This is a genomic window from Dulcicalothrix desertica PCC 7102 (assembly GCF_003991905.1).
Classification (GTDB): domain Bacteria; phylum Cyanobacteriota; class Cyanobacteriia; order Cyanobacteriales; family Nostocaceae; genus Dulcicalothrix; species Dulcicalothrix desertica.
This window is the reverse complement of sequence record NZ_RSCL01000031.1, coordinates 86,212-107,485: the sequence shown is the minus strand read 5'-3', so window position 1 is coordinate 107,485 and position 21,274 is coordinate 86,212. Positions and strand designations below refer to the sequence as shown.

17 protein-coding genes, 1 rRNA gene and 1 pseudogene are annotated in these 21,274 nt (G+C 38.8%); 13 read left to right on the top strand and 6 right to left on the bottom strand.

Translation table 11 applies throughout. From position 1 onward, the window contains the following. Positions 1-65, bottom strand: a 16S ribosomal RNA gene (locus DSM106972_RS42735); the annotation flags it as partial. Positions 66-1,451: 1,386 nt separating this feature from the next. Between DSM106972_RS42735 and DSM106972_RS42730 the strand changes: the two genes are divergently transcribed. The 9 genes and pseudogenes from DSM106972_RS42730 to DSM106972_RS42690 all read left to right on the top strand — a co-directional run bounded on the left by DSM106972_RS42730 (position 1,452) and on the right by DSM106972_RS42690 (position 10,989). Further along, entirely contained in the window at positions 1,452-3,965 is a 2,514-nt protein-coding gene (locus tag DSM106972_RS42730; RefSeq protein WP_127086404.1) for a tetratricopeptide repeat protein, read from the top strand. A gap of 39 nt (positions 3,966-4,004) precedes the next feature. Continuing rightward, positions 4,005-4,301, top strand: coding sequence for a J domain-containing protein (locus tag DSM106972_RS42725; RefSeq protein WP_019491579.1), 297 nt, complete (start codon positions 4,005-4,007; stop codon positions 4,299-4,301). A gap of 28 nt (positions 4,302-4,329) precedes the next feature. Continuing rightward, positions 4,330-5,121, top strand: coding sequence for a nucleotide exchange factor GrpE (locus tag DSM106972_RS42720; RefSeq protein WP_127086403.1), 792 nt, complete (start codon positions 4,330-4,332; stop codon positions 5,119-5,121). A 101-nt stretch (positions 5,122-5,222) separates the two neighbouring features. Then, positions 5,223-6,989, top strand: coding sequence for an Hsp70 family protein (locus tag DSM106972_RS42715; RefSeq protein WP_127086402.1), 1,767 nt, complete (start codon positions 5,223-5,225; stop codon positions 6,987-6,989). 6 nt (positions 6,990-6,995) lie between these two features. After that, positions 6,996-7,352, top strand: coding sequence for a tetratricopeptide repeat protein (locus DSM106972_RS42710; RefSeq protein WP_127086401.1), 357 nt, complete (start codon positions 6,996-6,998; stop codon positions 7,350-7,352). A 100-nt stretch (positions 7,353-7,452) separates the two neighbouring features. After that, positions 7,453-8,499, top strand: coding sequence for a PQQ-dependent sugar dehydrogenase (locus DSM106972_RS42705; RefSeq protein WP_127086400.1), 1,047 nt, complete (start codon positions 7,453-7,455; stop codon positions 8,497-8,499). Positions 8,500-8,525: 26 nt separating this feature from the next. Next, positions 8,526-9,014 carry a PQQ-dependent sugar dehydrogenase family protein gene (locus tag DSM106972_RS42700; protein ID WP_233787139.1) on the top strand — a complete coding sequence of 163 codons (489 nt, stop codon included), beginning with the start codon at positions 8,526-8,528 and terminating at the stop codon, positions 9,012-9,014. A 5-nt stretch (positions 9,015-9,019) separates the two neighbouring features. Then, positions 9,020-9,963 (top strand): annotated as a pseudogene (locus DSM106972_RS42695) (SMP-30/gluconolactonase/LRE family protein). A 9-nt stretch (positions 9,964-9,972) separates the two neighbouring features. Beyond that, a complete protein-coding gene (locus tag DSM106972_RS42690) occupies positions 9,973-10,989 on the top strand; it encodes a DUF4380 domain-containing protein (RefSeq protein WP_127086399.1) in 1,017 nt (338 codons plus the stop codon). 233 nt (positions 10,990-11,222) lie between these two features. Here the strand turns inward: DSM106972_RS42690 and DSM106972_RS42685 are convergent, their stop codons facing one another. Further along, positions 11,223-11,864: a response regulator gene (locus DSM106972_RS42685; protein ID WP_127086398.1), complete on the bottom strand. Its 642-nt coding sequence runs from the start codon at positions 11,862-11,864 to the stop codon at positions 11,223-11,225. Continuing rightward, a complete protein-coding gene (locus DSM106972_RS42680) occupies positions 11,861-13,039 on the bottom strand; it encodes a sensor histidine kinase (RefSeq protein ID WP_127086397.1) in 1,179 nt (392 codons plus the stop codon). The genes DSM106972_RS42685 and DSM106972_RS42680 overlap by 4 nt, the downstream gene beginning before the upstream one ends. Positions 13,040-13,267: 228 nt before the next feature. Between DSM106972_RS42680 and DSM106972_RS42675 the strand changes: the two genes are divergently transcribed. Then, on the top strand, positions 13,268-14,071 hold the full coding sequence (locus DSM106972_RS42675) for a CPBP family intramembrane glutamic endopeptidase (RefSeq protein WP_127086396.1): 804 nt from the start codon (positions 13,268-13,270) through the stop codon (positions 14,069-14,071). A 29-nt stretch (positions 14,072-14,100) separates the two neighbouring features. Beyond that, the gene (locus tag DSM106972_RS42670; protein ID WP_233787137.1) at positions 14,101-14,310 is read left to right on the top strand and encodes a hypothetical protein; all 210 of its coding nucleotides are present in this window, start codon (positions 14,101-14,103) and stop codon (positions 14,308-14,310) included. A 2-nt stretch (positions 14,311-14,312) separates the two neighbouring features. On the opposite strand, the gene DSM106972_RS42665 is transcribed toward DSM106972_RS42670, so the two are convergent. Further along, positions 14,313-15,008 (bottom strand): Uma2 family endonuclease, encoded by a 696-nt coding sequence (locus DSM106972_RS42665; protein ID WP_127086395.1) that lies wholly within the window; start codon positions 15,006-15,008, stop codon positions 14,313-14,315. A gap of 292 nt (positions 15,009-15,300) precedes the next feature. Here DSM106972_RS42665 and mutS point away from each other — a divergent pair, with 292 nt between their 5' ends. Continuing rightward, positions 15,301-17,901, top strand: a complete 2,601-nt coding sequence (gene mutS / locus DSM106972_RS42660; RefSeq protein WP_127086394.1) for a DNA mismatch repair protein MutS — start codon at positions 15,301-15,303, stop codon at positions 17,899-17,901. 72 nt (positions 17,902-17,973) lie between these two features. Here the strand turns inward: mutS and DSM106972_RS42655 are convergent, their stop codons facing one another. Then, a complete protein-coding gene (locus DSM106972_RS42655; protein WP_127086393.1) occupies positions 17,974-19,110 on the bottom strand; it encodes a glycoside hydrolase family 5 protein in 1,137 nt (378 codons plus the stop codon). Positions 19,111-19,205: 95 nt separating this feature from the next. Between DSM106972_RS42655 and DSM106972_RS42650 the strand changes: the two genes are divergently transcribed. Beyond that, a complete protein-coding gene (locus tag DSM106972_RS42650; protein ID WP_127086392.1) occupies positions 19,206-19,682 on the top strand; it encodes a GNAT family N-acetyltransferase in 477 nt (158 codons plus the stop codon). Positions 19,683-19,837: 155 nt separating this feature from the next. Here DSM106972_RS42650 and DSM106972_RS42645 read toward each other — a convergent pair whose 3' ends face one another. After that, positions 19,838-21,034 (bottom strand): FAD/NAD(P)-binding protein, encoded by a 1,197-nt coding sequence (locus DSM106972_RS42645; protein ID WP_127086391.1) that lies wholly within the window; start codon positions 21,032-21,034, stop codon positions 19,838-19,840. Between the last annotated feature and the right edge of the window lie 240 nt (positions 21,035-21,274).

Sequence of the window (21,274 nt, the reverse complement as noted above, 5' to 3'; positions counted from 1 at the left end):
TCGACTTGCATGTGTTAAGCATACCGCCAGCGTTCATCCTGAGCCAGGATCAAACTCTCCGTTTTGGATTTAGTGTCTGCGAAACTGATGAATCAGTTATTACTAGGCACTTGTTTGTTTAGCTCTTTTGTGAAAATTCTTTGAAGAATCCTCATCTTGTTTTGCCGAAGCAAAACTCATTTAATGCATTGCTTTGACGAGGATTGACTTGTTACTTGGCTTTCAAACTATTACTTTTTCTCGGTTCGGTTGTTTGCGGTTTCTTTCTCGCCGCCGACTTATCTAAGATAACGAGTCCACAAGAGAATGTCAAGCTTTTTTAGAAATTTTTTTTCTTTATGGATAAGTCAGCTTAAAAAAAAAGCTAAATCCCTCCCTAGCAAAGCTTTCAGGTTTTGAGCATTGTTTAGCAAAGACTAATAAAACAATTGTTCTTATCAAGACTCAAAATCCTACAAACGCACTTAATCAGCTTAGTCTTGCGTGTGATGGTTACTGAAAGTAAATATTGTTACTACATAACTACGTAGTTTATGGAGATAAGACTTAAGAGAGGTAGTTTCAGGCGCCTAACTCGCAAATTTTATGACATGGAGTATTGGTGCTTTATGCCATATAGGAGGAATCAACCATACTTGGCACAAAGGGCACAAAAGAAGAATTATTAAGATATGAACCTAACAAATTTAATGACATGGACAGGCACCAACTTCTCAAAATTAATGAGATGGAGAATTTTTCCGCTATTTATTCAGTTTCTTCGAGTGATTTCATCTGTATCTTACATATATATTCTGTATCTTACATATATATTCTGTATCTTACATATATAGATAGGTCTACCAGCAGCACGTAGCAAGTAGAGCATGTGTATTACTAAAAAGCTTCACTTCGGGATTTGCAAATGAAAAAACATCCACTTACTTCTTGTGCGGTGATCATTCCCTTGCCCCTACAGTTGAAACGGGCAAGGATGCCCATTCCACATTAGGTTCCACATTAGGTTCCGCAATATAGAGAATTAAATTTTTGCAAGTCCCTTAATTTCAAAGTATATCCAAATTTGATTATGAACATTTACAAGCCGTTACGGCGCCTTTTTCATATCTGCAATTCAACCTATCAGTACAAGCGTAAATCTAGTACTTTTTATCACTTCGTAATAATTAATGTATTGGAGTTGATGTCAAAAAGATATCTTCCCTGTGTCTGTAATCTGTGGGAAACAGGTTGCGGACAGACATACCCACTTCACAAAAAATTTATTAATAAAATTAAACAATGAACAGAAGCTTTGTGCCGTAAGCATTCAAAAATAAAGTGTGTTTGCTATAAAAATTTATGTGATTGCCATACTAATATTCTCATACTAATATTGAAAGCAAGAGATTAATTAAAGCCACCCTTTCCGCGCGAGGGGGAATTGTAAAGATAATCAGGAAGAAAATCCAGTGGCTAAACATCAGTCCAAACATCGCTCACAACCACAAGCATCTAGTATAGGAACAGAGCTTACTGAAAAATCCTTTGGGATGCAACTACAAGAATTGCTTGACCTGAAAAAATATAGACACGCATTGGAAGAAATCAAAAAAATTCAACGCTTGCACCCTGAGATTAAATTCAGTCCCAAAGAATCAGAGATATGGTTTTTGCGAGGTCAACATGAATTGCAAAAGCAAGATTTTAAACAGGCAGAAAAATCTTTTGAACGCTCTTTGGAATTGGGTTTGGTAGGAGAGGTGTACTACTGGCAAGCCAAGTGTTTGCTGGAGTTGAATAAATTAGATGCAGCCCTAAAATTGCTCCGTGACGCTTTTGATGCAGGTAAACTTACTAAAGAATACAGCATTTGTTATCTCAAACTTCTATTGCTCAAAGGAGATGTAGCTACAGTCGAGCAGTTAATCAACCAACAATCCAAAGCTTTTAGCGCTGCCCAACTCCATTGGGTACGTGGGGTACTCGCTCTTAAAAATGAACAACCCGAAGCAGCTTTGACATCTTTTCAAAAAATTAAGGCGCCTATCACACCAGGAGATTTACCAACTGCTTGGACTATTTACAGCCACCAAGCAAACGGTGATTGGGAAGCATCCGCGAATCTTTTGGGGTTGGAGTCATCTAAATACACCGCCATGACACCAAAGTATTTGCAGCATCCAATTTTAGCGCGATTAGCAACTGCTCAACGAGCAAAAACTGGAGAGCCACCCTTTGATCCCCAGAAGTTGGAGAGAGAAGAACCGACGCTCCAAGATGCGCTATCAGCGTTGATGATTGTACAGCTAATCAATAAAGATAACCCCCATGATGCTGCCCATGTCTTGTTAACATCCAAAGTTTTAACTCGCTTCCCTGAACTAAAAAACCTGCGTTCGCCATTATTTACTCTTGCTGGTCAACAAGCATTTAATCAAGGACAAGCAGAATGTGCTGAACTTTTTTGGCGCCCTTTATTAGCAGAAAAACCCTTTAACCCACAGTTGGCAGTCAATCTACTAGAAGTGTTGGATGCTAATGATTCCGACCAAGAACGCCCACGTGTTTTAACACAATTTTTGCGGTGGTTGGAGCAGGAAGGGAAACAAAAACCCCAAGAATGGCCAGATACACGCTTAAAACCAACCTTAGCTCACCTCCACTGCTGGATGGCAGATGCCTATGTTGCATTAGATCGCGGACGTGCCGCTTTAGGAGCTTTGCAACAAGCAGAACGCATATGTCCCACATCGCCAGAAGTATTGGGACGTAAGGGACTATTAGAAGCTAGTGACGATAATTATACAGAAGCAATAGAACTAATGACCCAAGCCATTGAAGGTGGGTGTCGATATGAAGAAGTTTACGAAACCTTGCTGGGTTGTTGGGAAGAAGTAGGAGATAAACAAGCACTGAATGAAGCTCGGCGCCGTTTTGGTAAGCACTTTGACGACCTTAGTGTTGATACAGAAATAGAAATATTACCTTGGATAGATGCATTATCTACAAAGAGCTATCCATTATTTAGCCGTTTATTAAAGGGCGAAGACCAAAAAGACCCGGCAATACGTGCTTGTCATATATTTGTAGATGCAGTTAAAAGTCCGCCCAATTCTGGCGGTAAAGTTGTATTAGACCAAAAAGCAGCCACCAAAGCATGGGACACTCTCCTGCAAAAAGTATCTGGAAGTGAGCAAATTCATGTATTACAGGCGATAACCCTTTCTATTCACCTCTTCGCCAAACGTGAAAAAGGTATCGCAGCTTTAATAAATCAGTATTTACAAAAATTGTTCAACTTATCAGCAGAACACCCAGAAGCTAGAACTACCCATTTAGTTGTCTTAGCTGTCAAAGAAAATAGTCCTCAAAAATTAGAACTTCCTGTACGTGCCTATCTCGACACTATACCCCAACCAGGAAATGCACTGGCAAATATTCAACTCAAAGCACGTCGTTATGGCGCCGTTGAAACCCTTGTACCTGCCCTGGACGAAGCACTACGTCGGGAACCGCAAAACCCATTACTGCTTTTAGCTAGAGCTACTACCTACGATGATGAACATCCAAAATATGAAGAATTGAAGCAACAAGGATTTGAAATAGCTCGGCGCCTTCAAGATGCGAAAGCCTTACAAGCATTTAGAGAAGAACAGGCCTTTCTCTCAAATCAAGAAACGGCAAGCATGATACCAGACCCAGAGGACTTTGACAATCTAGATATGTCAGATATGGATGATTTAATAGAAAAGATGCTGAGAAAATTAGTTGGCAATAAAGTTCCTAAAGCTGAGTTTGAGCGGATGCTTCCAGAACTTAAGCAAATGATGTTAAATAGGATGCCTGATTTTGATGACGATGACGATGAAGATGATGAGGATGACGATGAAGATGACTTTGAATTTATGTTTAGAAACTCGCCTCCTAAGCGTAAAAAACTAAAAGGTAGAACAAGAGGTGGTTTTCAGGAATTATTTGAATAATTAATCAACCGTCTTTAATACATGAGTTTTTCATAAATTATGACATCACACTACGAACAATTAGGTATATCTCCAGGAGCAACAGGCGCCGAAATAAAAGCGGCGTATCATGCAAAACTGCGTGAATTTCCTGCTCATACTTATCCAAAAGAGTTTAAAGCAGTTCGAGAAGCTTATGAGGCACTTCGCAAAGGAGAGACAACTCAACCTGGAGATTTTTTGAAAGTTCGCCCCTTGCAAGCAGAACTAAATCAAGAAATATTAAAACAAGTGGAAGAAAAAGCAATCGCCCAATTAGAAATTAGCCTTAATGATTTAATTCGTGCCACATTTTAATTTTTTAACTACTTTTTAGTAATCACAAATGACAACAGACAAAGAAGCTTTATTTGCCAAATTTCTAGATTATTTGCACTCAGAACAATCAGAACAATCAGAACAGGCGCCTCAGCCTTATTTAGGAGAAGAACCGAACACAAACTCCTTTGATACCTATCAAATGGTTGCAGAATGGACAGCTTTACGCCATGAAGTCAAGCAACAATCTAAATTATTGCTCAAGAGTCAAGATACTCTTCAGCAAGCATTAGAAGTAAATGCAAAAGATAAAGAACAATTTCAAATACGTCTAGAGGAGACCCAAAAACAGGCATTAAGTCAATTTGAGCAACAGCAAGAAAAACTGCTAAAAGATTTATTGGGTATCCTAGATGCTTTAGATAGAGCTTGTACTTACTGGAAAGGAGAATTAGAAACATTATCTGTTGCCTCGGCGCCAAAAGATGTTCCACAAAAAAGCCTTTGGGAAAAATTTGGAGCGTGGTTTTTTGGGTCAGAAAGGCAATCGGAAGTATCTAAAGAAACACCTACATCAGAGTCATTAAGCGAAATTATCACCAGTAATCAAGAAGGGGTAGAGTTAATTAGACGCTCGCTCTTAGAGATTCTACGGCAACGCCGTGTTATTCCTATTACATGTATAGGAAAAGCTTTTGATTCTCAGAAAATGTATGCTATTGGTCGTGAACAAAAAGCTGATGTTACAGACAATACGGTAATTCAAGAAGTAGTGCGGGGTTATTTATGGGGTGATATTGTACTTAGAGAAGCACAAGTAATTGTTGCAACACAAGAAACAAATAGTCTTAAAACTTAAACACGCTATTAATTAAAAGTACATTATCTTGTATCCTTATTGTGAAGCGGCTGAGAACTACGGGCAAATAACTTTTAAATATTTCTTCAATTTTAAAAACTATGAAAGCAGTTGGTATTGACTTAGGCACAACAAATTCGGAAGTGGCAATTGTCGAAAACGGACAAGTGCGTGTATTGCCTGGAGAAGATGGAGACTTAATATTACCTTCGTGTGTGGGATTTAGTGATACAGGTAAGTTGCTGGTAGGACGCGAAGCACTCCGTCAGTACGCTGCGGCGCCAGAGCGCACTGTAAAATCAATTAAGCGCTGGATGGGAACCGACCATAAAACCACTTTAGGAGATAAAGAGTACCTACCTCATGAAGTTTCTGCTATTATTCTTCGCGCACTGAAACAACGAGCAGAAAATGCTTTAGGCTCAACAATCAGCCAAGCGGTTATAACAGTTCCAGCTTATTTTACAGATGCTCAACGACAAGCAACTAAAACTGCTGGCGAAATAGCTGGTTTAGAAGTATTACAAATTATCAACGAACCAACAGCAGCAGCTTTAGCTTATGATTTACGCTCAGAAGAAACTGAACGGGTTGTAGTTTATGACTTAGGAGGTGGTACTTTTGACGTATCGGTTGTGGAAATTACGGGCGAAGTCACAGAAGTATTAGCAAGTCATGGTAATAACCGCTTGGGTGGAGACGATTTTGATAGGCTTTTGCAACTTCATTTAGGAAGTCTATTTAAGAAACAGCATAATGTAGATGTGCCAGATGATGCCGCCACCCAGGCACGTCTTCAAAGTGCAGCAGAACAGGTAAAAATTGAATTGAGTTCCCATGCTTTTGCTACAGTTAGAGAAGCTTATTTGGGTAATAAAGGCAAAACTGCACTACATTTAGAGACAGAAGTTGCGCGAGCAGATTTTGAAAAATTAATTCGTCCACTATTAGAAGAAACGTTACAGGCAATAGACCGTGCCCTTACAGATGCAAAATTAGAACCCGAACAAATTGACCGAATTATTTTAGTTGGTGGTTCTACACGCATTCCCCTAGTGCAACAAATGATTGAAGAACATTTAGGTCAAGCTCCTACAGATGGCATTCAACCAGACCTTTGTGTAGCTTTAGGCGCCGCATTACAAGCAGGTGTACTAGTAGGCGAATCTGTAGATGCTATTCTTGTAGACGTAATTCCCCATTCGTTGGGAGTTGCTGCGGCTGTAACTACACCAATGGGTCTTATACCGGGTTACTTTAGTGTAATTATTCCCCGCAATAGCGTTGTTCCTGTTTCTCGCTCCCATGTTTATTCCACCGCATTTGACAAGCAAGAAATAGTAGAAATTGAAGTTTTTCAAGGTGAAAATACAATCGCTGAAGAAAATGTTCCTCTAGGTTCCTATAAAGTAGAGAACTTACCACCCAAACCAGCAGGAGATATTCAAATTGAAGTTCACTTTGACTTTGACCTAAATGGTATTCTCACCGTCACCACCACCGAAAAAGGTAAAGGTCAACAAGGAACACTAGTAGTAAATAATGCAGGTATACAAAAACTATCTAGTCATGAACTAACAAAAGCAAGGGCAGATTTAGAATCATTGTTTGAATTTGAAAGCGATGAAACAATTGAAGTCTCCGCAGAAAGCATAGTAGATAAGGCAGAAATCGACACAGAACTAGCAACACTTTTAGAAGGCGCCCAAAAACTACTAGAAACCTTAGACTCAGAACAAGCAGAAGAATTACAAGATTTATTAGACCAAATTGAAGATGCAATTTCTCAAAATAGTACAGAGTTATTAGAGCTACAAGAAGAACTGGAAGATTTTCTTTACTACGCCAATAATAATGAGGAAGAATAAAAAATTATGAAATGTCCTGTCTGTGGCGCCGTTTATCGTCCATTATCTCCCCCATCTTCAACTTGTAGACGTTGCAAAACAGATTTATCTGATTTAATTCGTCTTCATGACCAAGCTATTTGGCATCACAGACAAGCGCTGTCTTTATTTTCACAAGGGCGCCATTCCGAAGCAGTAGCGTATAACAACAACGCTATTGCTTTACATTACAGCAATGCAAACTTTCATGCCTTAGCAGGTAAATTATGGGCATTGCAAGGAGAATTTAAAAAAGCAATCTCCGAATGGCAACAAGCACTCAAGCTTGACCCACAAAATGATGTAGCTTCTAACTGCCTGCAAATGATTCAACTCATGTCATGAGTCGGGCACGAAGGGCGCAGTTTTCCCGCTTTCGCGCACATCTCATGCTACAATTATTCTTACACGTAGTTATAATATTAACATCAGCATCTTCACGTGAATGAAAAAGTTATACATTATTTTTTGTATTTGCTTAGTTATTGTTTCAAGTATAGCTTTTTCCAGTATTTCTCATGCCCAGATAACTAACCCGATTCCTGAAAAAATAGAAAAATCAAAATTAGCTATAGCGCTTCAAGAAATTGTACAAATTCCTAAAAGTGGAACCGCGAGAGAAAGAGTAGCACGATTGAACTTTTTAACCTACGCAGGTGACGGTAGTGGCAGGTTATTTGTTAATGACATGCGAGGAAAGCTATATGTAATTATGAATGGCAAAGCTTCTCTATATATGAATTTTAAAAATTTAGTATCTTCAGGATTCAGCTATGATACTGGACAACAGGGTTTTGGTTATTTTGTGTTCCATCCAGAATTTGCTAAAAATGGAATTTTTTACACTGTACATAGTGAAGAAAAAAATAATCATATTCCTGATTTTCCTGTTGTCAAAAAAATTATTGATAGCGAAGGCAATACTATAGAAAGCTCTCACCATGAAGTAATTATAGAATGGAAAGCCGATAAGCCTGTAGCAAATACTTTTACAGGAACATTTAGGGAAATAATGCGTATTGAGAAGCCCTATGAAGACCATAATACAGGTCAATTAGGTTTTAACCCTAATGCAAAACCGGGAAAGACTGATTATGGTATGTTATATATTGCGGTTGCTGATGGAGGTAGTGATGGTTTTCCAGTCAGCGATACAGACCCCCTTAATAATGGGCAAGACTTAAGTACACCTTTAGGTAAAATTATTCGGATAAATCCTTTTGGTAAAAATAGTGCCAATGGCAAGTATAGCATTCCTCAAGATAATCCTTTTGCTAATGATGCAAGTATAAAGACATTAGGGGAAATTTGGGCTTATGGGTTGCGTAATCCTCATCGTTTTAGCTGGGATACAGGTGGTGAGCAAAAAATGCTAATTGTTGATACAGGTCAGGCTTTAATAGAAGAAGTAAATCTTGGAATTAAAGGCGCCAATTATGGATGGGGAAACCGAGAAGGAACTTGGGAGCATCCAGTTTTGGAAGAAACATAATTATTTGGCGCCACAAACCCTACTATATGGTTGGTCTAAAAAAGTCGATCTGCCAAAACTGGATGCTCCCAGGAACTTGGGTAATAAATGAAAAAAATGAGAATATTCTCTTTTCTCTACCCAAAGATGACACCAAGTATGGTTATACCTATCCCGTTGCCCAATATAGTCATCATGTACCAAAAAACTATCCAGGTTTTTATGGAATTGCAATTACAGGTGGTTATGTTTATAGGGGTAAAGCAATCCCTGAATTAGTTGGTCAATATATTTTTGCTGATTTTGGCAATGACGCGCGTTTTTTTCATGTACCTGTAGATGAACTTGTAAACGGTAAACAGGCAAAGATAAAAGAACTTAGGCTTTTTAATGGGAAAAAAGAAGCTACTTTCCTCCAAATTATTGGTAGCAAACGTTCTGATGTCCGGTTCGGAATAGATGAAGAGGGGGAAATATATGTTACATCCAAGAGTGATGGTAAAGTGAGAAAAGTTGTTCCTGTACCAAAAATATAGTTTGTATGAGAAAAATGGCTTTACAACAATTAAGAGTGTGTAGTTTATTAATAAGCTTGTTAATGGTACAGCAAAGCTGCGGAAACACTTACGCTCTGCCACCAGCTATTATAGATAGCAACGCCAAGGTAGAAAAGTTGTCTGATGGTTTCAAATTTACAGAAGGTCCAGTTTGGAATCCAAGCGGCTTTTTACTGTTTAGTGATATCCCTGCCGATACAATCTATAAATGGGCGCCTAACCGCAAACCTTCTATATTTCGTCGTCCTGCGGGAAATCCCAACGGTAATACCTTAGATAAAGAAGGACGATTAATTACTGCTCAACATAACCGCCAACTAACACGCACAGAGAAAAACGGGAAAATTACAATCTTGGCTGAACGCTACCAAGGAAAACGCCTCAATAGCCCTAACGACATTGCAGTTAAGTCGGATGGTAGCATTTATTTTACTGACCCACCCTACGGTATAAAAAAAGAACAGGAAGAACTTGGCTTTTATGGTATATATCGCTCTTCACCAGATGGAATCCTAACTTTGTTGAGCAAAGAGATGGTGCGTCCCAATGGAATCGCTTTCTCACCAGATGAAAAAAATTATACGTCAGTGATTCCGAAAAATTACATATCCGCGTTTTTGATGTTCAACCAGATGGGACATTAGCAAACAGTAGAGTGTTTGCAGAGTTAGCTGGACTCACAGATAAAGGTGTACCTGATGGTATGAAGGTGGATGTTAAGGGCAATATCTACTGTAGCGGTTCTGGAGGAATATGGATTTTCTCACCCACAGGTCAACTTTTAAACAAAATTGCGGTACCTCAGTCCGTAACAAATTTGGCTTGGGGCGATAAAGACTACAAAACACTTTATATTACAGCAGGTAATAGTATTTACCGCATTCGCTTGAATATTGCAGGAATTAAACCGGGTCAGAATAATTTGTAACCATCAAAAATGATAAAAAATATTTCTTCTAATGCTTGGATTAAAAGGTTGCGATTATTTTATTTAGCATTATTTATTACAGTTTTTTGTTGTTTAGAAGTAACTGCAAATACAAGAGCAACAATTACAGTCACAAAAACTAATTACCAAGGTTGGCAAGATTCTTATATTTTAAGTAACGGTCAAGTAGAAGCAGTTATAGTTCCAAAAGTTGGACGGATAATGCAGTTTCGCTTCAAAGGTGGAGAAGCTACATTTTGGGAAAATGACCCGGTATATGGTAAGGCGCCTAATGTTAAATCTGAAGAATGGGGTTATTTCGGCGCCGGGGGTGATAAAACCTGGCCTGCACCTCAGTCTGCATGGGAAAAAATCACAGGAAAAGGTTGGCCTCCACCAGCTACATTTGATTCTGTACCATTTACTGCAAAAGTTAATCGCCGCGAAGTGACTCTAATTTCCCCCATTGACCCCTTCTATGGCATCCGCGTCTACCGTAAAATTACACTTGAACCGCGCAAACCTGTAATGAAAATTACCACAACTTACGAAAAAGTTAAGGGTAAGCCGCAAAATGTTTCTGTATGGATAGTTACACAGCTACACGACCCAGTTACAGTCTACGCAGCGCTACCCCAACCGTCGATTTTTCCTGAAGGTTATAACAAGCGATCTGAAAATTTACCAGCTAACTTAAAGGTTAATAACGGCTTATTATCTTTAACGCGCGACCGCAATAAATCTCACAAAATAGGCAGTGATGCTAGTACATTATTATGGATGGGCAAAAAAGTTGCAGTCCGCATCGACTCACCAAGAGTACCTGGAGCAAGTTATCCTGATAATAACAGTAGTGCTGAAATTTATACAAACTTAGACCCAAAGGCTTATGTAGAGCTTGAATTTCTCAGTCCGCTAAAAACACTGCGAGTCGGGCAAAAAATGGATTTAACTACTACATATACTTTAATTCCCCGCATCACTGAGAATGCTGAACAAGAAGCCAGGAAAATTCTGGGACGATAAATAGGATTTGTTATTGATACAGATTTTACAAGTTATCTTTGTTTACCACCACAAGCTGTTAACTCACCGGAATGCACGCCTAGAAACCGGGCTTCTTGACAAAGACTTTGCTATAAAACGTTAATTTTTCGTGACTGTTGCCCGGTTTCTTTAAGCTTGTTGAGAATGCTGCTATATAAAAGTTAACGAGCTTCAGTCTACTATTTATAGCTACTTTTTGCATACATAACTTATCAATAAATCTTGATATTTTCTTGTGCCCAAAGTGCTGCTTGAGTACGACTGTTTAATCCAAGTTGACCTAAGATGTGGGTAATATGATTCTTTACGGTTCCCTCCGTAATATAAAGTAATGTAGCTATTTCTCGATTGGTTTTACCTTGGGCAACAAGTTTTAGAACTTCTATTTCCCGCGCGCTGAGAATCTGTTCGTAATTTGGTTTACGTGGTATAGAGGTTGAAGTTATTTGTGAGAAGACTTTTGGTGCTATCGTTGGGCCAAGTTGTCCGTATCCTTGGTATAATACACGAATTGATTCTGCTAGCTGTTTTGCTGGTGTATTTTTGAGTAAGTAACCCAAGGCGCCTGCTTGCAGTGATTTTTGAATGTACTCGTCTTCATCAAAGGTAGTTAGTACTAGTATACGTATCCAAGGATAAGTTTGATGAATTTCTCTGGTTGCGGTAACTCCATCACAAACAGGCATTCGTACATCCATTAATATAACGTCGGGTTGAAGTTGATGGGTAAGGGTAATTGCTTCTTGTCCATGATTTGCTTGCCCAACTACTTCTAAATCTTCTTGCAACGATAATAATTCGGCAAGACTAGAGCGAAAATTGGGTTGGTCGTCTACTAATAACAAGCGTATCATCGCGGAATCCTCACGTGAATTGAAGTTCCTTGATTAAGGATACTATGAATTTGAATTTCTCCGTTAAGTAACTTTACCCGTTCGCGCATTCCACACAACCCAAAGCCGTTAGAATGTTCTTCGTTATCATTAAAACCTTTTCCATCGTCTTCTAAATCTATCATTATATATTCAGTAGTAGCATAACCACGTAAATTAATATTTTTGGCGCCTGCGTGTTTACGAATATTAGTTAAACCTTCTTGGACAATGCAGTAAAGTTGATGACTTATATGTAAAGATAAGCTGGGTAATTCGACAGAATAGCGAACTTGAAGAGCGCGTGTGGATACTTGAAACTCATTAAATAACGTTGGTAGTGCTACATTTAAATCAAAATCTTCTTCACGCATTGTTTTTACTGCACGACGCACGTCTTGAAGACAAATATCAACTAATTGCTTGATTGTATCTAATGTTTGAAGCGCTTTTTCTGGGTTACTATCACGAATTGTTTGCGCTAGTTCGGCTTTAACACCCAATGTAGTTAAAGTATGACCAAGCGAATCATGAATCTCACGGGCAATACGAGTTCGTTCTAATTTTGTCGCTAAAGCTTCCACTTCTTGCGTTAAGGCTTCTGCTTTTAGTCTACTTTTACGTTCTGCGCGTAGTATATAATTAAGCAAAACAATTAGGGCATTAAAAGCAATAAAATCTGCTAAACCAGGCGCCAAATCAGAAAACGAACCAAAATCAGCAGAAACCAACTCACATTGTTTTAGCTTGGTTAGCATGTCTTGAGCAAACGTTGACGTTGATACTCCCCAAGTTTGTCCTAGTACAAATGCTAAACCTGATATACAAGTAAATAATATTAGTTCTTTAAACCTCAATAAAAAACAAGCTTTGACTATAAATACTAAAAACAACGTACTAAAACCTACAAAAATTACTTGTGCTGCCACTAGCAAACCCATTTGTACATATAAATACAATCGCCGTTGCCACAACAAACGATTTATAGGGAAAATAAAACTAAGCCCAAAAAAACCAATGCCAAATATAACAAAAGGCAATAGTAATTCTGGGGTTGTTTTAAACTGCTTATATACATTTGCCGATAAAATCCAAGATAGTAGCACTAACCATTCGGCACCGCGAAATATCCAAATAAATCGACGTGATAATAGCATAAGTAAAGTTCTCCTCTCTACGTGTGTCTGTGGTAATAATTATTTATATCACTACAGAGACACAGAGGGCACAGAGGTAAGAGGTTATAACTTATATTTTCCAGTACTGGCGCCAAAAGCAACATGACTAAAGTCATATTAAAGATGTGCGGTTAGTAAGAAAATTGTGTATAAGCTTATAGCTATTGTATAGGTAGTCAATCACACATTAAAAGTGAGGTTAATCTTATGGAATCCTCAAATAATATATCAGCAACCAGTAAAAATAGGCACCAGCAATTAAATTTACTAATCTTTACAATTATTGTACTAGCATCTTTCATTGCTTTCCTAGCGGGCATCCCTTATGTTAGTGACTTGTTGAAATTACCAATTCCTAGCTTAGGAGAAGTATTAATTGGTTCTTTGCTACAAACGCTTATCAATATTCCAGTTATTTTACTAGGACTGCATTTAGGGGCTAAAGTTGGATTAGGAACGCGCGATTTACGAGCATTACTCGCACGCGAACCGAAAGCATTACAAAACTTTCTCAAATCCGCACGCTATGCCTTTATTATTGGTTTAATCACAGGTGCCGTATTATTATTACTCAGTCGTTTATCATCTTTTATTTTACCACCAGATGTTGCTAATATAGCCAGAGATATTAAATCACCACAAGCCATAGCGGGGTTTCTTGGGTCAATTAGCGCAGGTATTAACGAAGAAATTATAATGCGCTTGTTTATAATGAGCTTTTTCATATGGCTTTTTACTAAAATATTGCGAAGACCACAGCCAAACAATGGCATGATTTGGGCGGCAAATATTATTGCGGCATTACTTTTCGGCGCCTTACACTTACCGCTAACAGCACAAATATATAAGGAATTAATACCTATAATCGTTCTCAATATAATTATTCTAAATACCTTAGCTGGAACCTTATTTGGATGGTTATATTGGAAACGCGGTATTTTAGCGGCAGTGATTGCTCACTTTGTCGCCGATATTGTACTTCATGTGATACCAGCTTTTTTTGTCAAATAATTTTTTAAATTAAATATGAAAGGAGAAAAATGATGTCATCGATTAAACGCTTTAGCGCTGGGGCAACAATTGGACTCGTAATTGCTGCAACATATTGGGGTACAACCTACTATTTTGATTATCCACTAACTTTAACTAGAGGCATTATAGGCTGTTTAGTACTAGGAAGTATCTGCGGATTAATAACACTCAAATGGGGTTATCAAGTGCTGGAAACATTGTTAGAGAATTTGCGTTAAAGCTAAATACTTTCAGGGTCAATATTTAACTCGCGTAATTTTGCTGCAAGTCTTTCTGCGCGTTGTGCTTCTGCTTGTGCTTGTTGTTCGGCTATTTTGACCTGTTCTTGGGGTGTTGGATATCGCTTTGAGTTTTGGTCATACCAATATAGCCACTCGCGAGGAACTCCTGCATAAATTCCTCTTTCACAACCAATTCCTAACCCGATTTCTGGCATCCAAACTGGGTTGCCTTGCTGTAATACATATTCTCCGTTTACTAGTTTGTGTACTTCTAAGCGAGGTTTACGACGGCGCCGTGATGAATAAATTACATAGTACAGCACACCCAACGATGCATACTCGTCTTTTTTAGCACTATATTCTTTGCGATAGGTTTGTGATACTACTTCTAACGCCAAAATTGGTACTACATTTTCATCCCAAAGTACATAACTTGGACGTAATTCTTCATCATAAAACCTTTCAACCCCCAAACTCAAAAAACCATCTGGCACAATTGGCGGTTTATCAGGGTGACTATAAATACCCATATCAATACCGAAGAACCAGTCCATCCGTTCAGACCATAGCATCAATAAGATTGCTTTTAAAAGTCCTGGTATTAATTCTTGCAGCTCGTTATCCACGGGTGTCTCGTCCGAGTCGGATAGTTCTTCCGCAGAAGGTAGATTTCGCGGCAATTTGTAATCTAGCATGGCTACGTATCAAATTTGATTTAAATCTATAAAATTATTTTAGATGCTTTATCTAACTTCATTTTGCGGCGCCCAGAGTAGTGCTTGAGTAAAACTAATAAACCATCCGTTACATCCGTTGTATCCGTTGCCAATTTTTTCTATTTATACTAGACTTTATGTACTATATCCGAAAACTAGCTGCTTAAACAAAATCATACGAAAAATAAATAATCGTTGAACAAAGTTCAAGTAACTGCAACAACAAGCTATTATCGGATATTGGCAGGTTGACTTTTGTAATCTAGATACTATGACAGCTTCTTACTCTGCATCCCAACCAGGTTCTAATGCTTCTGCTGCTTTCATTACAGACCACCGTAAGGTAGATGTTAGCAAGCTCAGTCAAATGTACCAGCACTACGTCGAAGTCAAAGAAATGCATCCCCATGCGGTGCTTTTTTATAGGGTAGGTGATTTCTTTGAATGTTATTTCGGTGACGCGGTTGTATTAGCACAGGAATTGGAACTCGTACTCACTAGCAAGCAAGCAGGAGAACAAGGAAGAGTCGCAATGTCTGGTGTTCCGCATCATGCTTGGGAACGTCACGCTACAGATTTGGTAGAGAAAGGTTACGCTGTTGTAATTTGTGACCAAGTAGAAGATGCTTCGGAAGCAGCAGGAAGATTAGTACGTCGGGAAGTAACGCGCATTATTACTCCTGGTACGCTGCTTGAAGATGGAATGCTCAAAGCTAGTCGCAATAATTACCTTGCTGCGGTTGTAATTGCCGTGGATTCTTGGGGATTAGCTTATGCAGATATATCTACAGGAGAATTTTTAACAACACAAGCTAGTAATTTAGAACACTTGACGCAGGAAATTATGCGGTTGCAACCTGCGGAGGTGTTAATACCTACAAATGCTCCTGATTTAGGCGCCTTATTACGTCCTGGTGAAAAGTCTTCGAGTTTGCCAGAATGTTTACCACCAAGTTTTTGCTATAGTTTTCGTTCTCAAATTCCTTTTTCTTTAGGTGAAGCACGTAGTCGTTTATTACAAAAGTTTAAGCTACGTTCTTTAGAAGGTATTGGCTGTGAACATTTGCCTTTGGCTGCACGCGCGGCAGGTGGGTTGCTTCAATATTTAGAAGAGACACAGAAACATAATTTGGTTCCTTTGCAACCGCTACGTTCGTATACTTTAACTGATTTTTTAATCGTAGATAATCAAACTCGACGTAACCTAGAAATTACGCAGACAGTACGCGATTGTACTTATTATGGTTCTTTATTATGGGCGCTTGATAGAACTTCTACATCTATGGGTGGACGCGCACTGCGAAGATGGTTGTTACAACCGCTACTAGATATTAAGGGAATTAATGCGCGTCAAGATACAATTCAGGAGTTAATTGAAAATACTGCTTTGCGTCATGATATTCGGCAGTTATTAAAACGAATTTATGATTTAGAACGGTTGACGGGACGTACTGGGTCGGGAACGGCGAATGCTCGCGATTTAAAGGCTTTGGCTGATTCGCTGGCTATATTGCCTGAGTTAGCTTACTTGGTGGCTGATGCTAAGGCGCCTTTTTTGAAAGCGCTGCAAAAGTTTCCTCCTGAGCTTGAAGTGATTGGTCGAAAAATTAGCGCTCATATTGTAGAGGCGCCGCCGATTATTATTAAGGAAGGTAATTTAATTCGTTCGGGTGTTAATCCTCAATTGGATGAAAGGAAAGCTTTGGTTGAGGAAGACCAAAGATGGATTGCTAATTTGGAAGTTGATGAACGTGCGCGCACTGGTATTCCAAATTTGAAAGTTGGGTTTAATAAGACTTTTGGTTACTATATTAGTATTTCGCGTGCTAAGGCTGACCAGGTGCCAAGTAATTATATTCGTAAGCAAACGCTGACGAATGAGGAACGTTATATTACGGCAGAGTTGAAGGAACGGGAGACGCGGATTCTTAATGCTCAAGATGATTTGTATAAGTTGGAGTATGAGGTTTTTGTCGCGTTGCGTGATGAGGTTGCTGCTTATGCTGAGTCAATTCGCAATATTTCACGCGCGGTTGCTGCTGCTGATGTGTTGTGCGGGTTGGCTGAGTTGGCTGTAATGCAAGGTTATTGCCGTCCGGAGATGGTGGAAGGTAGAGAAATAAATGTAGTGAATGGGCGCCATCCTGTGGTGGAACAGTCTATTCCTGCTGGGTTTTTTGTTCCTAATTCGATTCATTTGGGAGGTATGAACCGCAAAGGACGCGAAGGACGCAAAGAAGAAGAAGAGGGTTCTCCAGATTTAATAATTTTGACGGGACCTAATGCGAGTGGCAAGAGTTGTTATTTGCGTCAGGTTGGGTTAATTCAATTAATGGCACAAATTGGTAGTTTTGTACCTGCAAAATCTGCGAAGTTGGGGGTTTGTGACAGAATTTTTACTCGTGTTGGCGCCGTGGATGATTTAGCAACGGGTCAGTCTACGTTTATGGTGGAGATGAATGAGACGGCGAATATTCTTAATCATGCTACTGATAGGTCGTTAGTGTTGCTGGATGAGATAGGTCGGGGAACGGCAACTTTTGATGGTCTTTCTATAGCTTGGGCTGTTGCAGAATATTTAGGCGCCGAAATTAAATCACGTACTATTTTTGCTACCCACTATCATGAGTTGAATGAATTGGCAAGTATTTTACCTAATGTTGCTAACTATCAAGTAACTGTAAAAGAAATGCCCGACCAAATTATCTTTTTACACCAAGTTCAACCTGGTGGTGCCCAAAAGTCTTATGGTATTGAAGCTGGCAGGTTAGCAGGTTTACCACCTGTAGTGATTAAGCGCGCAAAACAAGTTATGGGACAAATTGAACAGCACAGTAAAATATCACTTGGACTACAAAATTTAGAATCCTAAATCCCTATTTTGTAGAATAAGTTCTTGTGGAATGGCCTCTTGTGGAATGGGCATCCCTGCCCGTTCCAAATATCATAAAACTTTCAACCCAACTGCTTGCATAACTTCTTTATCATTTATATCTAATGTAAACCAGTGCCCCCAAGGAATTCCATATGTTTCTAAAGCTTCTCTAACATCTTTTAAATAGCGAAGCATTGAATCTCTAGGAGTTGTCCAAGGTATAGCTCCAATTTCATTACATGTTACATTCACTCTATTATTTTTTGCCCATGCCGCTATTGGCGCCAATTCGCGAAGTAACTTAGCTTTATTCCATTTTTCCTGACCATATCTTTCTACTGCGGATTTTGCTTCAGAATCTTGAATTTGTGCAAGCAAAGGTGCGACTAATTGAGGAGTTGAAGGGTAAGGAATATTTTTCATGTATTGCGAAGCACGCCACCCCCAGCTTGCTCCTTGATGGGTAAAAACAAACGGGTCATAAAGATGAAAATTATATACTACATTTTTGTCTTTGAAAACTTGAGTCTTTGGCATCGCTCGAACATTACTCCAGTCGTTAGCGCTGACTTTCATGTTTGAACTAGCAATAATTGTATGATTTGGGGCGCCTGAACGAATAGCTGCAATTAATTTAGGCTGAATTTTATTCCAAATTTCAGGTGTATCTGCCAAAGGTTCGTTCATTACTTCTAAAAAAACTTTTTCTGGGTTTGTGTTACGAAGATGAGTAGCAAAAGCTTTGAAGAAAGATACATATTTTGCAAGTACAGCAGGGTCAGTATGTAATTCAGGAGGATGATTGAAAGGAGATAAAATAATTCCTAATCCCGTTTTAACGTGCATTTGAATAATTGCATCTAAAGCCACAAGAAAATCTTTTTTCAAAACACTTGGATTACTATCATCTAAAAACTTAGATAAAACAACTGGTAGCCTAGTATAAGTTAAACCCAAGCTTTTATACTGCAATAAAGTTGCTTCTGTATAATGCCCGTCATTTAGCTCATTTCGCTGCCAATGCTCTAAATTAAAACCTTTAGATAGTGTCTTGAATCGGCTAGCTTTGAGTGTAGGCTGAGACTGACTTATTGCCTTCACAATGCTACAGTTAGCAACAACAAACTCACAAAAAATAAACAGAAACCCTAAGCGTAGAAATTTAGAACGTGATAAAGTGTATAGAACAGTTTTATTTTCTGACATGTCAAAAATTAAGTTAATAATAAATAAATTAAAAATATATTATAAATATAGTTGTAATATCCAACCACAAAAATTACGATTTTTAATTAAAGTTTATGCCCTTGAGTATTCTGCCTTTGAATGAAGCTAACGCACGTGCATGTGCTACGTGGCGTTATGAGACACCGCTTGATTTCTACAATTTTAATCCTACCGAAATTGAAAAAAACGTTCAATATTTTCTAGATTCGAGCAATCACTTCTACGGTATTTTTGAAGAACAAGAATTTGCGGGTTTTTGTAGTTTTGGGGAAGATGGGCAGGTAAACGGAGGTGATTACAACGTACCTGCGTTAGATATTGGAATGGGTGTTTGCCCAGATTTAATCGGAAAAGGTAGAGGTATTGACTATGTAGAAGCAGTTTTAAATTTTGCTTGTAAAGAATTTGACCCTCCTATGTATCGAGTCACGATAGCAGCATTTAATCAACGCGCGCTTCGGGTTTGGTCTAAAGCTGGTTTTCATCCTGTTAACATCTTTGAGGCTAAGTTACAAGGAGTAGCTTTTGTAATTTTAGTAAAAACAGTTTAATAAAACTTAATTATGCTGTAAGAGAGCTAGTAGGGACATTGCAAATTACATTTATAAACAATGAACCCGACTTGCTCCAAGAGGTACCTGCTGTTCCTGGATAAGATTTTGTCGGCAGTTTCTCCGACCACAATTATTACACTAAGCGCTGAATATTAATTAATAATAGCTGGTACAATTTTATCAGATGCCATTCGGGCGCCTGATAAATTTCGTGCGGTAGGGCCAACTTGTAAAGCAGCTAATCCTCCCATGATAAATAAATCACAACCATGCCATCGTAAATTTTCTTCTAGCACAGGTAAACCATTAACTATGTTCATTGGATAAGCTGCTAAAACATCTTTAAGTAATGGTTCAGTTGTAACATCAAATTGGCTACCAGTAGATAACCAAATCTGGCTAAACTCGTGTGTACTATCATCACTGCATTTAATCAACCAACTATTTCCTAACCACTCAGCTTTTACCACTTGGCAATTTTCATCAATTTTGAGATTACCATTACGTACTAGGCGCCGTAGTTGCATACCTATTTCTGGTGTTATCGAACCACCATTTCGTGCTTGCTGAATCATTTTGGAGCGCTCTTTATAATCTGAACAAGCAAAAAATCCTTTGAGATACTTTGGTCCGAGCCAACCTGGTTCAGCATCAAATAACTTTTCTTGTAGTTGTCTTTTAATCATTAGGTGGACTTTTGCACCTCTGGAAATGGCGCCAACTGCTAAGTGTCCGCTAGTTAGACCACCACCAATAATTAATACCTTTTCTCCAGCAAGGTGTTTTGAACGCAAATCTACACTTGTTGAATGGCAAAGCTTATTTTGTGGATACCCTGATTTAATCTGTTTTACCCAATCAGGTATTTGCAATTTGGCGCCACCAGTTGCAAGTACTACTCGCTTTGCAGTAATTGATTGCCCGTCTTGTAAGTGTATACGAAAGCAGTTAACACCTGGAATAATCTGAGTTACTGCATTCTGGTGTACTTGATTATTTAAATCCCACCGAGAAATAACATCAGTACAAAAATCATCAAATAGCTTAGTTCCTGGTAAATCATAAGGAGCAAAAAGTTCACTCGAACGGGACTCAGCGAATTTTCGCAATCCGAAAGCATTCGGGTCTGGATGGTGAACCGCTGCGGAACGCAAATGAGGTATTTCTAATGCTGCAAATTGCTGGCGCCATCGACTCATCCATCTGCCACTGGGGTCAAACACTGTAAATTTAGAACGCATTTTTGCGCGCTTTTGCAGCAAATGGGTAACAAATGTTAACGCATGAGGACCAGCCCCAATAATCGCAAGGCTTGTTTTTCTAGGTAAGTGAGGTGGAGCAAGTTCCATAAAACTTTACTATAACAATAATCATTATCATAATAACTTTATAAACTCGGCGCCATTAATAGTCAAGCTATCTGACTGCCACTACCATACCAACGCATAGCTATTTCATAGAGATTATCTAGCACTCCCGATACTTCCTTTGAGTTTTGGGATGACAAAATTATTCTTTATCATCCCAAAAACTCGCACATTATTATCCCACTAAGTCAAATTCAAATCAAAACCCCCCAGTCTGGCTAG